General features: G+C 72.9%; 21 protein-coding genes. 3 read left to right on the top strand and 18 right to left on the bottom strand.

What is annotated here, in order from left to right; genetic code table 11:
- Positions 1–297: 297 nt before the first annotated feature.
- The 18 genes from ACH4SE_RS14840 to ACH4SE_RS14755 form a co-directional block, all read right to left on the bottom strand.
- A complete protein-coding gene (locus ACH4SE_RS14840) occupies positions 298–720 on the bottom strand; it encodes an HNH endonuclease (RefSeq protein WP_398543774.1) in 423 nt (140 codons plus the stop codon).
- Positions 721–773: 53 nt separating this feature from the next.
- Positions 774–1250: a single-stranded DNA-binding protein gene (locus ACH4SE_RS14835; RefSeq protein WP_398543773.1), complete on the bottom strand. Its 477-nt coding sequence runs from the start codon at positions 1248–1250 to the stop codon at positions 774–776.
- Between the two features lie 102 nt (positions 1251–1352).
- Positions 1353–1571 carry a hypothetical protein gene (locus ACH4SE_RS14830; protein ID WP_398543772.1) on the bottom strand — a complete coding sequence of 73 codons (219 nt, stop codon included), beginning with the start codon at positions 1569–1571 and terminating at the stop codon, positions 1353–1355.
- On the bottom strand, positions 1568–2308 hold the full coding sequence (locus ACH4SE_RS14825; protein ID WP_398543771.1) for an ATP-binding protein: 741 nt from the start codon (positions 2306–2308) through the stop codon (positions 1568–1570). Before ACH4SE_RS14825 ends, ACH4SE_RS14830 begins: the two co-directional genes overlap by 4 nt.
- A complete protein-coding gene (locus ACH4SE_RS14820; RefSeq protein ID WP_398543770.1) occupies positions 2308–3261 on the bottom strand; it encodes a helix-turn-helix domain-containing protein in 954 nt (317 codons plus the stop codon). The genes ACH4SE_RS14825 and ACH4SE_RS14820 overlap by 1 nt, the downstream gene beginning before the upstream one ends.
- Positions 3262–3340: 79 nt before the next feature.
- On the bottom strand, positions 3341–3553 hold the full coding sequence (locus ACH4SE_RS14815) for a hypothetical protein (RefSeq protein WP_398543769.1): 213 nt from the start codon (positions 3551–3553) through the stop codon (positions 3341–3343).
- Complete coding sequence (locus tag ACH4SE_RS14810) at positions 3550–4353, bottom strand: phosphoadenosine phosphosulfate reductase (protein ID WP_398543768.1); 804 nt, start codon at positions 4351–4353, stop codon at positions 3550–3552. The genes ACH4SE_RS14815 and ACH4SE_RS14810 overlap by 4 nt, the downstream gene beginning before the upstream one ends.
- Entirely contained in the window at positions 4350–4514 is a 165-nt protein-coding gene (locus tag ACH4SE_RS14805) for a hypothetical protein (protein ID WP_398543767.1), read from the bottom strand. Before ACH4SE_RS14805 ends, ACH4SE_RS14810 begins: the two co-directional genes overlap by 4 nt.
- Positions 4511–4978 carry a hypothetical protein gene (locus tag ACH4SE_RS14800; protein ID WP_398543766.1) on the bottom strand — a complete coding sequence of 156 codons (468 nt, stop codon included), beginning with the start codon at positions 4976–4978 and terminating at the stop codon, positions 4511–4513. The genes ACH4SE_RS14805 and ACH4SE_RS14800 overlap by 4 nt, the downstream gene beginning before the upstream one ends.
- Complete coding sequence (locus tag ACH4SE_RS14795; protein WP_398543765.1) at positions 4978–5595, bottom strand: hypothetical protein; 618 nt, start codon at positions 5593–5595, stop codon at positions 4978–4980. Before ACH4SE_RS14795 ends, ACH4SE_RS14800 begins: the two co-directional genes overlap by 1 nt.
- A complete protein-coding gene (locus ACH4SE_RS14790) occupies positions 5592–6512 on the bottom strand; it encodes a hypothetical protein (RefSeq protein WP_398543764.1) in 921 nt (306 codons plus the stop codon). Before ACH4SE_RS14790 ends, ACH4SE_RS14795 begins: the two co-directional genes overlap by 4 nt.
- Positions 6509–7765 (bottom strand): recombinase RecT, encoded by a 1257-nt coding sequence (locus ACH4SE_RS14785; RefSeq protein WP_398543763.1) that lies wholly within the window; start codon positions 7763–7765, stop codon positions 6509–6511. The genes ACH4SE_RS14790 and ACH4SE_RS14785 overlap by 4 nt, the downstream gene beginning before the upstream one ends.
- A complete protein-coding gene (locus ACH4SE_RS14780; RefSeq protein WP_398543762.1) occupies positions 7762–8067 on the bottom strand; it encodes a hypothetical protein in 306 nt (101 codons plus the stop codon). The genes ACH4SE_RS14785 and ACH4SE_RS14780 overlap by 4 nt, the downstream gene beginning before the upstream one ends.
- The gene (locus ACH4SE_RS14775) at positions 8061–8474 is read right to left on the bottom strand and encodes a hypothetical protein (protein WP_398543761.1); all 414 of its coding nucleotides are present in this window, start codon (positions 8472–8474) and stop codon (positions 8061–8063) included. Before ACH4SE_RS14775 ends, ACH4SE_RS14780 begins: the two co-directional genes overlap by 7 nt.
- Positions 8471–8788 carry a hypothetical protein gene (locus ACH4SE_RS14770; protein ID WP_398543760.1) on the bottom strand — a complete coding sequence of 106 codons (318 nt, stop codon included), beginning with the start codon at positions 8786–8788 and terminating at the stop codon, positions 8471–8473. Before ACH4SE_RS14770 ends, ACH4SE_RS14775 begins: the two co-directional genes overlap by 4 nt.
- On the bottom strand, positions 8785–9402 hold the full coding sequence (locus ACH4SE_RS14765; protein WP_398543759.1) for a hypothetical protein: 618 nt from the start codon (positions 9400–9402) through the stop codon (positions 8785–8787). The genes ACH4SE_RS14770 and ACH4SE_RS14765 overlap by 4 nt, the downstream gene beginning before the upstream one ends.
- Before the next feature lie 68 nt (positions 9403–9470).
- Positions 9471–9656, bottom strand: coding sequence for a hypothetical protein (locus ACH4SE_RS14760; protein WP_398543758.1), 186 nt, complete (start codon positions 9654–9656; stop codon positions 9471–9473).
- Complete coding sequence (locus tag ACH4SE_RS14755; protein WP_398543757.1) at positions 9653–9886, bottom strand: helix-turn-helix domain-containing protein; 234 nt, start codon at positions 9884–9886, stop codon at positions 9653–9655. The genes ACH4SE_RS14760 and ACH4SE_RS14755 overlap by 4 nt, the downstream gene beginning before the upstream one ends.
- A 255-nt stretch (positions 9887–10141) precedes the next feature.
- On the opposite strand from ACH4SE_RS14755, the gene ACH4SE_RS14750 reads away from it, so the two are divergent.
- From ACH4SE_RS14750 to ACH4SE_RS14740, 3 genes are read left to right on the top strand one after another with little or no spacing between them, the layout of a single operon-like run.
- A complete protein-coding gene (locus ACH4SE_RS14750; protein WP_398543756.1) occupies positions 10142–10606 on the top strand; it encodes a helix-turn-helix domain-containing protein in 465 nt (154 codons plus the stop codon).
- 20 nt (positions 10607–10626) lie between these two features.
- Positions 10627–10932 carry a hypothetical protein gene (locus ACH4SE_RS14745; protein ID WP_398543755.1) on the top strand — a complete coding sequence of 102 codons (306 nt, stop codon included), beginning with the start codon at positions 10627–10629 and terminating at the stop codon, positions 10930–10932.
- Positions 10929–12545 carry a recombinase family protein gene (locus tag ACH4SE_RS14740; RefSeq protein ID WP_398543754.1) on the top strand — a complete coding sequence of 539 codons (1617 nt, stop codon included), beginning with the start codon at positions 10929–10931 and terminating at the stop codon, positions 12543–12545. Before ACH4SE_RS14745 ends, ACH4SE_RS14740 begins: the two co-directional genes overlap by 4 nt.
- Positions 12546–12563 lie beyond the last annotated feature (18 nt).

Genomic DNA, 12563 nt, shown 5'->3' with positions numbered 1-12563 from the left:
CCCACGAACCGGGCCCACACCGTGTGCTCGCCGAGGGTGCTGCGGGACTCCGCCTCGAACGCCCCGGCGGGCCGGAACGCCGCGAGGCGCCCGGTACGGATCAGCGACGCGGTGGTACGGGCGGAGTCGCCGGTGCTGTACATGCCGACCCGCGCCCACTCGCCCGGGTGGGCGGTCAGGTCGGCGGCGAGCGCGGCAATGGCGCGGGTACGCGGTCCACCGCGCGTGGCAGTCGACGGCGGCGGGGTCTCAAACGTCGTGGTCATGCTGGACTCCTGGCGCATCAGGGATGGGTGGTCAGGCGGCAGGCAGGAAGGCGTCGACGTCGAGCCGAACGCGCGCGGCCTCAACGGCCGAAGCGGCCTGCTCAGGGGTGTCGTAGGTGCCGAGGTTGTGCTTGACCCGGTGGCGCTTGAGCCGAGCCGCGTACCGTCCGCTGCGAGTCAGGTAGACGCCGAGCGGCAACTCGCGCGGTGTGGGCGTGCGGTTCAGGTTGTTGCCGGTGGGCGTGGTCAACCGCAGATTGCTGCGCCGGCAGTCCAGGCGGTTCCGGTTGATGTGATCCACGATCACGCCGTTGTTGGCGCCGGGCTGTACGTTCATGAGCCACCGGTGCACGGTCTTCATGTGCGGCTTGTCCCATATCTGGGCGTAGCCGTGGCTGCCAACCGAGACGGCGCGACCGTTCAGCCGCTCGTACGTCTCAACATCCACCAGCACGGTTGCGAACCCGTCACGTGTGCTGGCGGGTATCTCGACGTACGCGGTAGCCACTAGAAGCCCGTGCCCTGCTGCGACGCCCACGGGTCGGCGGCGGGCTGCTGGCCCCAGCCGGCGCCCTGCTGCTGCGCGGGCTGCTGGTCGCGCCCCTGGCCGCTGTTGCTGCCGGTGGTCTTGGTGACGACGGCGGTGGCGTTCTTGAGCGACGGCGCCACGTCCTCGGCCTCGATTTCGTAGACCGTCCGCTTGACGCCCTCGCGGTCCTCGTAGGACCGCTGCTTGAGCGCGCCGGTCACGATGACGCGCATGCCCCTGCGCAGGGACTCGGCGCAGTGCTCGCCGAGGCTGCGCCACGCGGAGCAGGTCATGAACAGGCTGTCCCCATCGGCCCACTGCTGCGACTGCTTGTCGTACGTGCGCTCGGTGGAGGCGACCCGGAACTTCGCGACGGCGTGGCCGGCCGGAGTCCAGCGAAGCTCCACGTCGTCAACGAGATTCCCGGCGATGGTGATGAGCGTGGCGCCCGCCATGCGGGGCTCCTCTCTGGGCTGCTGCCCACGTCAGGGGCTCGGTTCGGCATTGCAAGCTTCGTACGTTGCTTGCTGGCGAGAAACGTATCACGCGTGCAAGGTCTACGCGACCCGTTCGACCGAGCTCCTCGCGGCGTCCCGTGCGGGCATCTGGCGGCCTGTCGCGCCCACGGTGGGGGCGATGGTCCAGCCGGCGTCTGCGAGCGCCTTGGCGGCGGCTTGGGCGAGCACGGTGGGGTCGTTGACGCCGTCGCGGAGGCGGTCCTCGATGGCGGCGGCCATGGTGGCGCGGGCGGCGAGGGGCGGCAGGCGGGGCGTCACGCCGTGCCCCGGTGCTGCCGGCGGGCGTCGGGCCCGTCGAGGTGGACGAGCGTGGCGGCTTGGGCGAGCCGGGAGGCGAGGCGTTCACCGAGGCGGGTCACGAGATCACGGGTCGCACCGTCGCTCCGGATGGGCAGGTTGGTGGTGATGATCAGCGGCAGGCAGGCGTTGTACCGCTCGTTGAGCAGCCGGTACGTGGCCTCCTCGGTCCACTCGCTGAGCTTCTCGGTACCGAGGTCGTCCAGCAGCAGCAGCGGCATACGGCACAGGCGCCGCAGCTCGTGCTCGCTGCCCTTCTCGGATCCGCCGGGGCGCAGCAGCCCGTACATGTCGGGGGCGGTGGTGGCCAGCATCTCGAACCGGGCGGGGCCGGCGGCGGCGATGTGGCGGAGCGCCCCGTACGCCTGGTGGGTCTTGCCGGTGCCGACCGGGCCGGTGAGGACGAGGAATCCGGCGTCGCGGATGTCGGCGGCGGCGCGGTCGGCCCATGCGGTGATCTGGGGGTGGGTGGCGGTGGCGTCGCGGTACCGGTAGGGGGCGGCGGTTTGCCAGCGGTCGAGGGCGACGCGGGCGCGCTGGCGGCGGTGGTATTCGGGGTGGCCGGGGGTGTCGGGGGTGAGGGTGCGGTCGGTGGGGCCGGACTCGATGGTGTCGAGGCCGCGGGCGCGGAGTTCGGCCATGATGCGGCCGAGCATCGAGGGGCGCTGGCCGGTGATGGTGGTGGGCTCGTGGGTCATCAGAATCCCTGGTCGTTGGCGTAGGCGTCGGCGGGCGGGCAGGTGAAGGGCTGGAAGCCGCCGGCGACGGCGCGGAGTTGCGCGGGCTGCGGGTCGGGTTCGTCGTCCCAGCAGCCCTTGTTGAGCCAGGTGGCGGGGTATTTCGTGTACTTCGGGTCTTGGCCGGCGCGCTCGTTGGCGTACTGGCGGGCGCCTTCGGTGATGCGCGCCGGGTCGGCGCCGGCGGCGACGGCGGCCTTCCACGCCTTGAGGGCGGCGGCGCGGTCGCGCTTCTTGGGGTACAGCAGCCAGAAGTCACCGAAGGCGGTGAGGTCTTCGGCTGCCGGCCGGGTGGTGACCTCGTTGCCGGCGAGGTCGAAGATGAGCGCGCCGCCGAGCGATCCCGCGCCGGCAGGTGCGGAAGAGTCTTTAGGTTCTACGGGAGGTTCAAGGGTGGTTTGGGTGACGTGGGCGTCACCCCGCTCGGACGTGGGCGTCACCCCGCTCGCGACGTGGGCGTCACCCCGCGGGATGACGTGGGCGTCACCGGGTGACGTAGGTGTCACCCCGTACGCGGTGACGTGAGCGTCACCCCGCTCGGACCGGCGGCCGCCACGCGCTCGCGCCGCGGTCATCGCCGCCAGTTCGGCCTGCGCCTGCTCGTCGCCGGCGCGCCCGCCCGGTACGACCCGCTCGGTTGCGAGGTCGTACACCTCCGGCCGCTTGTCGGCGGGCAGATGCTCGGCGAGCCGCTGATCCCCGGGGCGAACGAGGCCGATCTCGCAGAGCGCCTTGACGTCACGCTGCACGGACCGTTCGGATTTGCACGCGTACTTCGCGAGGGTCGGTACGGACGGGTAGGCCCCGCGGCCGGCTGCGTCGGCGTGGTCGGCGAGGCCGATCAGCACGCCGAGCAGTTGCGGCGGCATCGGTGGGGCGTACTTGAGCGCCCACACGGTGGCCTCGATGCTCAAGGGGGGTTCTCCGATCTGGTGGTGCGGGTGCGGTGCTCCCGGGGCGGCGGGCTCGGTGGCCAGCGCCGCCCCGGGGCGATCAGGTGGTGCGGCCGGCGTCCGGCGGGAGGTCGAACAGCGGCTCGGGGTGGGCGATCAGTTCGTGCCCGGGCGTCCAGCGCTGGCAGCCGCGGGAGTGGAGGCCCCAGGACCGGGCGCAGGCGCAGCGGGCCGGCACCTCAATGGCGGTCTGCCCGGGGATGACGGGTGGTGCCGGCCGGTCGGCAAGCGCCCACAGGTCGGCGGCCGTCACGTCATGCACCACCCGGAGTCGCACCCCTCGTCCTCGTCCACGAGCGGCAGCAGGTCGACACCATCCGGGATGGCCTCGCGCAACGGCTTGTTGAAGCGGGTCAGGTAGACGTGGTCCTTACCGAGGACGTCACGCCGCTCGTTCAGCAGCTCTTCCAGCTGGCACGACTTCTCGAACAGCTCGGGCTCGTTGCGGCGCTGCTCGTGCCAGGTCTCCGGCCGGTGGAACGGGCAGAAGTAGCAGCTGCTCTTGGGCGGTACGGGCAGGCCCGCTTCCCGGATGATCCGGGCGCAGTCGGTTCGCCGCAGGCCGAGGTCGAGCAGCGGGTACACGATCCGCTCGTGCGCCTCGCAGCGGCGGTTGTTGGCGCGGCCGATCTCATCGACGCTGATGCCGATCCCGATCGTGGCCGGGGTGGCGACTGTGGCGCCACGGCGCTTCAGCTCCTTGCCGATCACCTTGATCTTGAAGTCGGCGGTGCACGAACGCTGGCCGGGTGCCCCGTTCGACATGCGCACAGGGATCGGCAGGGACCTGGACCCCTCCTTGGTGAGGCGGCCCATCAGCGTTTCGGTGGTGCCGTCGCGCTTGATGCGGTCGAGGACCTCCAGCTCAATCCCGTGGTCGGCCGCGTAGGGGCGGGCGTACTCCTCCAGGTATCGAAGGGTTCCCGGGTTCTCGCTGTCGTCACCGACGTTGGCCATGAGGAACAACTGGAAGTCGATGTCACCGCGGGCGGCGAGGACGAGCAGGGCGGTGGACTGGACGCCACCTCCGTAGCTGATGCTGCGTATGGTCATCGGCGGTGTGCTCCGTTCGGGTTGAGCCAGGCACGGGCGACTGCGGTGCGGGCGGTGGCGCGGTCCCAGACGGCGCCGAGGTAGACGCCGGTGGCGACGGCGGCGAGGCAGGCGCAGCCGCAGGCGGGGGCGCCCCAGGGGGACGCGAGGAGGGCGGTCATGCGGCACGCTCCCGGTCCCGCAGCCGCTCGGCCTCGGCGAGCCGGGCCTGCACGTGGTGGCGGAACACCTCGGCGCGCTGCCGCCACGCGGGGGAGGCGGGCCGGTCGGTGATCTCGCGGTCCAGCCGGGCGTTGATGGCGCGGAGGGTGGTGATCCACCGGCCGCGGATGCGAGGGGCGCGCAGCGCGATGCGGGCGGGCATGTCGGCCCGGCCGGATGCGTCGGCTTCCACGGCCTCGGCGAAGACGTCGTGCGACGCGTGGCGGAGGGCGTTGACGATGGCGGGGTCGGCCTCGGCCCGCGGCGGCACCTGCGGGAGGCTGGTGAGGTGGATCCAGCCGCAGGTGCAGGCGTAGGGGTGCAGGAGGGTGTCGAGGGCCAGCTCGCGCTGGAGCGCGTAGGCGTGGGCGGCTTCGGCGGTGGCGAATCGCTTCTTGTCGGGGGTGGGGCAGCGCTCGGCCATCACGCACCGCCCCGCGGGTCCACGTGGGTCAGGTGGATGCCACCCGCGTAGCCGTCCACGGACACGACGCTGTCGCCGTGGCCGAGGCGCCATGCGGGCGTGCGGGTGCGGGTGCGCAGGGGCTCATCCGCGCGCGTGAGCGGGTACGCCGTGACGGGCGTACCGACCGGGTAGCGGGCGTTCCAGCGGTCCGCGTCGGCGATGACCAGGCCGAGGACGACGGCCGACGTGCACGGCCACGTGACCGACGTCGGATGCACCTCCCATCCGTCGTCTTCGTCGCCGACACCAAGCCAGTAGGCGACGTCGATGGTGCAGCGGCGGCAGACGGTCACCAGGCCGCCGATCGGCTCGTGCCCGTACGTCTCGCCGGTGGCGGGCAGGGCGAGGGCGGGCGGCACGCACACCCGGCACGCGGTGTACCGCGCGCGGGGCAGCGCCTCGATCGGAACGGCCGCCACCGGGTACAGGCCCGGCAGATTGCCCGCGCCGTACCAGCTCTCGCCGTACAGTCCCTCGCCCGCCCGGTACGCCTGCGTGGCACGGCCGTTGGCGAGGGCGTAGCACGCCCGGTCGGCGTGGTACCGGTTACCGCCGGAGGTGACGAAGACGGTCATTGCGCACCGCCGTCCGTGGCGTCGTCGGCCGCCGGGGCGGTCGGCCATTCGTTGCCCCAGTGGTCGCGGTGCCTGCTGCCGCCGTGCCCGGCCGGGCGCACGCACGCCTGCGTGCCGCTGCGGGGCTCGGGCTCCCGGGCACCGCACTCACCCGCAGCGGCATCGGGCTCGGCCGCCATGCGCGCCTTGAACGCGCACGTCTGGCACGCCTGCCCGTACGTGTAGCCGGACCCGCACGCGTCGCACGTCTGGATCTCCGCGGGCTGCGCCGGGGCGAGCGCGGGCAGGACGCGGCCGAGCAGTCCCGCCCGCCACGCCTCGCCCACCGCCGCGCGCCCGTCCTTGCCGAACCGCACGCTGTGGGTGCGGGCGCGGGCCGCGCGCATCTCCACGCCCGGGATGGCCTCCCCGGTCGCCGTGTCCACCGCCGCACCCGCCGCAGTGGCACGGGCGAGCAGGTCCGTACGCCACGCCGGCTGGATCTCGAACGACAGCTTCGGCTTCACCTCGGTCGGGTACGCCTTCCGCACCCACTCGGTGAACGCGTCGGCGTCGGTCACCTGCGCGGCGGCCGAGCCGCTGGAGAGCGACACCGTGCCGACCTTCACCGGCCCGTCCACGCCCGGGATCGTCGCGTCGAACTTCGTCCCGCCCGTCTCCTGCTGCTGCGTGTCGAGCGCCTGCTGCACTGCCGCCCGCGCCGCCTTGTACTGCGCGTCGATCTCGTCCAGCAGGGTCTTCAGCACGGCCTCGGTGGTGATGGCCTCGGCCACCGTCATGGGCTGCTCGGCGGGCGCCTCCGGCTCGGCGGGCTGGGCGCGTTCGCCCGCCTCGGCCTTGAGACGGTTCACGCCGATGCGCTCGGTGATCGTGTCGTAGTGGTGCTGCTCGATCGGGGTCATGGGCTGCTCGGTCACCGGGCACCCCCGGCGGTGCGCAGGACCGCGGTGAACGCTGCGATGTCCTCGGCGCCCACGTCGGGCAGCGCCTTGCCGGTGTGCTGCGCGAGCAGGGTGCGCGTCTCGTCCGCCGACAGTCCCTTGGTCTCGCCGACCTGGTACAGCACCGCGAGGGCGCCGAGGCGGTCCTGCGGCGACGCGGGCGCGCCCGGCAGGGTGGCGGCCGCCGGCTCGGCGGCGGGCGCCTGCGCGGCGTCCTGCGGCTGCTCCAGCCCGCACCCGTCCACCACGCAGAACGAACCGTTGTGCCCGAACTGGCCGTCGTCGGCGTACTCGAACCGGTGCACGTGCGGCGTTGCGTTCGCCTCGGCCGCCGCCTTCCCCTTGCCCACCTCGGCGATCTGGTCGAGGTACCCCGGCCGGGCACCCTCGGCGCGCGCGTCCTGCCAGATCAGCCGCACCGTTGCGGCGTCCGGCGCGGCCATCGCCTCGTGCAGGTAGTCGCGGCCGGCGGGCGTCAGGGACTCCGGCGGCACGTCCGCCGTACCCGCGGCGACCACCTCGGGCGGCGTCTGCTGCACCGACCCGGCCGGGGGAGCGCTCTCCGGGCGGGACGGGGCGGGCGTCGCCTGCTCCCACTGGTCCTGCCCCGGCGCCTGCCGCTGCAACTGCGGCTCGGCCACCGGGATGCCGTCCTGGTCCACGGCGGCCCCCAACTCCTCCGGGGTGTAGATCGCGCCGTGCAGCACCTCCGGGCACGCCGACCGCACGCACTCCGCGACCGCCCGCGCCCGCAGCATCGCCCGCGGGTACTTCTGCCAGTTCGAGTCCGCCTTGCCCGGCAGCAACTTCGCCCGCTCGGCGTCCGCATACGTCCACGTCACCCGGTTCTCGAACTCGGCGTCGTCGTGCCGCCAGATCGAGACGGTGCACTGCCCGTCGCCGATCTGCACGCGCACCCGGTGCCCGGCCTCGCGGGCGCGGGACAGCATCAGGTCCGCGGACTGCGACGGCTTCCCGTTGATGACGTGGATGGTGGTGATGGTGGTGACCACGTCCAGCCCGAGGGCGCGCCCGTACTCCATGGCCCACAGCACGCTGCCGGGGTTGTCGCGGTACTCGCGCGGCAGGAGCGCCGACTGCGCGAGGGACTGGCAGAAGCGCCACGCGTCCTCGGCGGTGAGGTGCGACAGGGACAGGGCTCCGGCGCGCTGCGGCGGCGCGTACACGGCGGGGGTGGCGGTGCGCTCGGCGGCGAGCATGACGGTCATCGGTCGTTCTCCAGTGCGGTGCGGGTGCGGGTCAGGGCGACGGCGGCCGGGGACAGGGCGAGCAGCGCGGCCCGCGTCCCGTCCGCCTCGGCCACACGCATCGAGATCAGGTAGTCGGCGGAGTGCGGGTCGATCACCACGGCATCCAGGTCGAGGACGGCGGCGGCGTGGTGCAGCAGCAGCGCGGTGACGGGGCCGGGCGAGGCGGCGAACGCCTCGGCCAGCTCGTCCAGGACGGGGTGCAGCGGGTGGGGGAGCTGCGGCAGCGGGGCCGGGCGGCGGCGGAACGGCCACATCAGCACTCACCGTCCTCGGCGGGCCACGCGACCGGCAGGCCGAGATCCCGCGCGAGACGCCGCCGGGCCTCCGCGTGCCCCTGCCAGCGGTAGTAGTCGCGGGCGTTGTCGGGGTGGCAGTTGCGGATGGCCGTGATGTACTCGGCGCGCTCGGCCACGAACTCGGCGACCTTGGCGGCCGGCGCCTCCAGCTCGGCGACACGGGCCTCGGCGTCCAGCAGGCGCCGCACGATCGCGGGCACGTGGCGCTCGGCGCGCATCAGGCGCTCGTGGATCAGCGGCGTGTGGCTGTGGCCACCCACCGACAGGGCGTCGCTCACGGCGCGCCGCACGTCCTCGTCCGTTGCGGGCTGGCAGTGGGTGAGGGCCGCAGCGATGGCGGACCGCAGGTGCTCGCTCAGCGGGGCGCTCACGCCGACACCGCCTTCGGGCAGTCGCCGCTGTGCCACAGGGGCCGCGCGTCGTGCGAGTAGCGGTCGCAGTGGGCGCAGTAGTCGGCCGGGCCCTGGCGCGTCTCGTAGACGCCGCGCCAGTCCCACGCGTCGTCGGGCGCCGCGATGTCGTAGTCGGCGGCGCGCGGGTGCTCACCGTCCAGCGCCTCATACCACTCCGAGTCGCCCGCGAGGCGCGCGGCGGCGTCGGCGAGGTTGTCGCCCTCGACCCACACCACGTAGTGGCTGGTGGTCGAGACGAGCACGGGGTACCGGCGCTCCTCGGCGGCGCTCACAGGGCCTCACCGACCACCGGCACGTCGGCCACCGGCCGGGCGGGCGCGGGCTGCGGGTCGCAGACGCTCGCGCACGAGCACGGGCCAACCCCGCCGACGTACGCGCACCCGACGTCGTGACCACCGCGCGGCGGCCAGTCCGCCAGCGTCACGAACCCGTCCGCCACCGACCGCGCGAAGTCCCGCGCCGCGTCCGGCACGGCCACCGCGAGCGGCGGCTCGGCGTCGTCCTCCAGCTCGTGCCGCTGCGCCACCAACTGCGCCGCCCGGTACGCGTCGGCGGCCGGGGACAACAGCGCCTCCGGCAGCGACAACACCACCGGGAACGTCGCCGTGAGCGTGCCCGCCGCCACGTCGAACGTCTGCGGCCGGTCCAGATCCACCGCGGCGCCGTCCAGCCGCCGCAGCAGCCCAGCCACGTACCGGCGCTCCACCGTCAGCAGCTCGATGATGTCGCCCTCGGCGTTGTACGGGACGGCGCGCGTCCGGCGCACCGTCTCACCGCTGCCGTCCGACCACTGCGGGTGCAGCTCCACCCGCGCCACGGACGGCACCAGGTGCCGCAACAGCGCTGCCGCACGGGCCGCACTGATAGGCTGGTCGTTGTAGTTCATCAGCCCCTCCTAGGGGTTCAGGGGCCGCCAGCGGGCGCATCCGCGGCGGCCCTCAGTCATGTGTGAGATCAGGCCGCGATCGGCCAGCACCCGGCAGGCGTGCCGTGCTTGGCGCGCATCGCCGCCACCGCCACGGCCTCCTCAGGCGTCAGGCGGCCCTCCGCCTCGGCGCGGGCCAGACGGCCCAACGCCCGCTCCAGCACCTCGAACGCGCCCGCCCAGCACTCCTCACGCGGCGGCACCGGGGCGGTCACGCCGCGCTCCCGTCCGCCGTCGCCGACACCTCAGCCGGCACGAGCAGCGCAGCCACGGGCACGCCGAGCTCGGCATGGACAGCAGCGGCGATAGGGGCGGTGGGCTCGGTGTGGCCGTGCCACAGCCGCCACGCGGTGTTGCGCGGGAGTCCGAGCTTCGTGGCGAGCTGGTTCGAGTTCTTGATGCCCGCGGCCTTGGCGGCGGAGCGCAGGACGGTTCTGTCGTACATGGCGTACGTTCCTTCCCTGCAAGCATTGCTTGCACGAAAGAAACGTACCACATGTGGAACGTATGCAACCCTCCGCGTCGCCCGGATGTGTCGCACCTTCACGCTTGACACACATCTGCGACCCGCGCAGGATGGAACATCTTCGACGCGTCGTCGCAGGTCAGCCACGGGGGGTGACAATGAGGCTGTGTCAGGATTACGCAGTGGCGCGGTTGCGCACTAGGGGTGATGTTCCATGCGCGGTACATTGCTTGCATGGAACAGACGACGCGCTCCGGCCCGACCGCCGACCAGCGGCGCGCCACCGCCGGCGCCTTCGCCGCGTGGCTGTACGACCGCCTGATCGAGCGCGATTACGACCTCAGCGCCCGCGGCGGCGGACAACGACGCCTCGCCGAACGCGCAGGCGTCAGCGCCGCTACCATCAGCCGCATGCTCAGGGGCGAGGTACTCAACCCCGACCCTGAGATCCTGCGCCGCATCGCCGATGTGCTGGCCCTCCCCTTCGGCGAAGTCCTTGTGCGCGCAGGCATCCTCACCGCCGCTGAACTGTCCGCCGTCCAGGCGGCACCACCGATGGACCGCCCACCCATCACCCCAGAAGAGGCCGCGCGCGACCTCGGGATTGTCGATCCCGTAGCCGTCAGGATGTTCGTCGCGAACGTAGAGGCGGCGCGCGCAGCCCAACACGAGCGGTCCGACAGAGAGCGGACCGGCTGACACGCAGCACGGAGGGCACCTTGCGCACCCGCACACTCACCGGACTCACCGCCGCACTCACCGCCGGAGGCCTCACCTCCACCGGCATCGGCATGCACGTCACGCACACCCTGCACCCCGTAATCGGCGGCCTCGCCCTCATCCTCACCGCCGTACCGGCCGGCCTCGCCGCGCACGCCCGCCGCACCGCCGCCCTCACCGACCAGCAGCGCACCCTAGAGCGCATCGCCGGATACCGGCAGGGCCTCATGGACGCCGCCGCAGGGATCCTCACCACGCCCTCTACGCGCGTGGAAAGCGACAACCCCGAGAGGACACAGCAGTGACCACACCGCCGGCCCACCGCGGGCCGACGCTCTACACCCCGGACGACGACTGGGAGCCGTGGATCGGCTACATCCGGGTCAGCACCTGGAAAGAGGAGAAGATCTCCCCGGAGCTGCAACGCGCCGCCATCGAGTCATGGGCTACCCACACCCGTCGCCGCATCATCGCTTGGGTGACCGACCTCGATGCGACCGGCCGCAACTTCAAACGCCGCGTGATGGGCGCCATCGAGCGCGTGGAGCGACGCGAGGCCCGCGGCATCGCTGTGTGGAAGTACAGCCGCTTCGGCCGCAATGACCTCGGCATCAAGCTCAACGTCACGCGGCTTGAACATGCCGGTGGTCAGCTCGCCTCGGCCACCGAAGAGATCGACGTATCCACCGCGGTCGGGAAGTTCAGCCGCAACATGATGTTCAACCTCGCCGTATTCGAGTCCGACCGGGCTGGCGAGATGTGGAAGGACGCTCACGCCTACCGGCGCGCCGCCGGCCTCCCCGCTACCGGCGGCCGCCGCCTCGGCTACATCTGGCACCCACGCCGCATCCCCGACCCACACCGCCCGGGGGAGTGGATCCTCCAACGGGAGTGGTACGAGCCTGAGCCCGGCGGAGGCGCCGAGCGCATCGCCACCCTCCTGCCCCGCCACATGGCCGGCGAGGGATACGCCAGCCTCGCCGCATGGGTCAGCGGCCTCGGCTACCGCACCCGCCGCGGCGAGCTGTACCGGGCAGACAGCCTCCGCCGCTACATGGACAGCGGATTCGCGGCCGGCCTGCTCCGCGTCCACGACCCCGAATGCGGCTGCGACTACACCGCCGCCGGCGGGCGCTGCTCGCGGTGGATCCACATCGACGGCGCCCACGACGCCCTGAACTCGCCGGAGGAGTGGGAGCAGTACACCGAGTACCGGCAGCGACGCCGCGCCCTCGCGCCCCGCGTCCGCAGCCCCAGCTACACCCTGACCGGCCTCGTGCGGTGCGGCGTCTGCCGCGGCGGGGCCACCGTCACCAGCGCCCGCCGCCGCGGACAGCAGGTGCTCGGATACGCCTACATGTGCGACGCCCGCGCTCACGCCGGCACCACCGTGTGCCCCGTAGGCGTCTGGATTCAACGCGCAGTAGTAGAGGACGAGGTACAGACGTGGGTCCTCGCGCAATCCGAGGCCGAGACCGCCCGGCAGTCCCCACGCCCGGCAGTCGGGCACGACGCCCGCGCGCAGGCCCGTGCAGACCGGGACCGGCTCCAAGCCGAGCACGACCGGCTCGCCGCCGCACTCACCACACTCCGGGTGCAGCGAGCCGCCGACCCAGAGGACTGGGGGCCCGGCGAGTACGAGGCAGCCCGGGACCGTATCCGCCGCGAGCAGGCCGCCGTACAGGAGGCACTCACGACCGCGGCCGAGGCTGCGATCGTGCCGAAGCGGGACGACTACCGGGGGATCCTCGGCGACCTGGCAACAGCGTGGGGCGCGCTGAGCGTGCAGGAGAGGAACGGGTTGCTGCACAAGCTGATCCGCCGGGTGGTGTGCACCCGTGAGGCGCACCGCAGCCGCACGACGCGCATCGAGATCCACCCGCTGTGGGAGCCGGACCCGTGGGAGACGGCGGAGTAGTGCTGACCTGCACCTATT

Origin of the sequence: Streptomyces sp. NPDC020983, from assembly GCF_044333485.1 — a bacterium.
In the GTDB taxonomy this organism is placed as follows: Bacteria; Actinomycetota; Actinomycetes; order Streptomycetales; family Streptomycetaceae; genus Actinacidiphila.
This window is presented reverse-complemented; position numbering and strand designations above follow the sequence as displayed.

Excerpts from the sequence above, each read along its gene's own strand:
- ACH4SE_RS14835 (WP_398543773.1), bottom strand. The coding sequence starts at position 1,250 with ATGGCGGGCGCCACGCTCATCACCATCGCCGGGAATCTCGTTGACGAC.
- ACH4SE_RS14825 (WP_398543771.1), bottom strand. The coding sequence starts at position 2,308 with ATGACCCACGAGCCCACCACCATCACCGGCCAGCGCCCCTCGATGCTC.
- ACH4SE_RS14810 (WP_398543768.1), bottom strand. The coding sequence starts at position 4,353 with ATGACCATACGCAGCATCAGCTACGGAGGTGGCGTCCAGTCCACCGCC.
- ACH4SE_RS14805 (WP_398543767.1), bottom strand. The coding sequence starts at position 4,514 with ATGACCGCCCTCCTCGCGTCCCCCTGGGGCGCCCCCGCCTGCGGCTGC.
- ACH4SE_RS14800 (WP_398543766.1), bottom strand. The coding sequence starts at position 4,978 with ATGGCCGAGCGCTGCCCCACCCCCGACAAGAAGCGATTCGCCACCGCC.
- ACH4SE_RS14795 (WP_398543765.1), bottom strand. The coding sequence starts at position 5,595 with ATGACCGTCTTCGTCACCTCCGGCGGTAACCGGTACCACGCCGACCGG.
- ACH4SE_RS14785 (WP_398543763.1), bottom strand. The coding sequence starts at position 7,765 with ATGACCGTCATGCTCGCCGCCGAGCGCACCGCCACCCCCGCCGTGTAC.
- ACH4SE_RS14765 (WP_398543759.1), bottom strand. The coding sequence starts at position 9,402 with ATGAACTACAACGACCAGCCTATCAGTGCGGCCCGTGCGGCAGCGCTG.
- ACH4SE_RS14755 (WP_398543757.1), bottom strand. The coding sequence starts at position 9,886 with ATGTACGACAGAACCGTCCTGCGCTCCGCCGCCAAGGCCGCGGGCATC.
- ACH4SE_RS14750 (WP_398543756.1), top strand. The coding sequence starts at position 10,142 with ATGGAACAGACGACGCGCTCCGGCCCGACCGCCGACCAGCGGCGCGCC.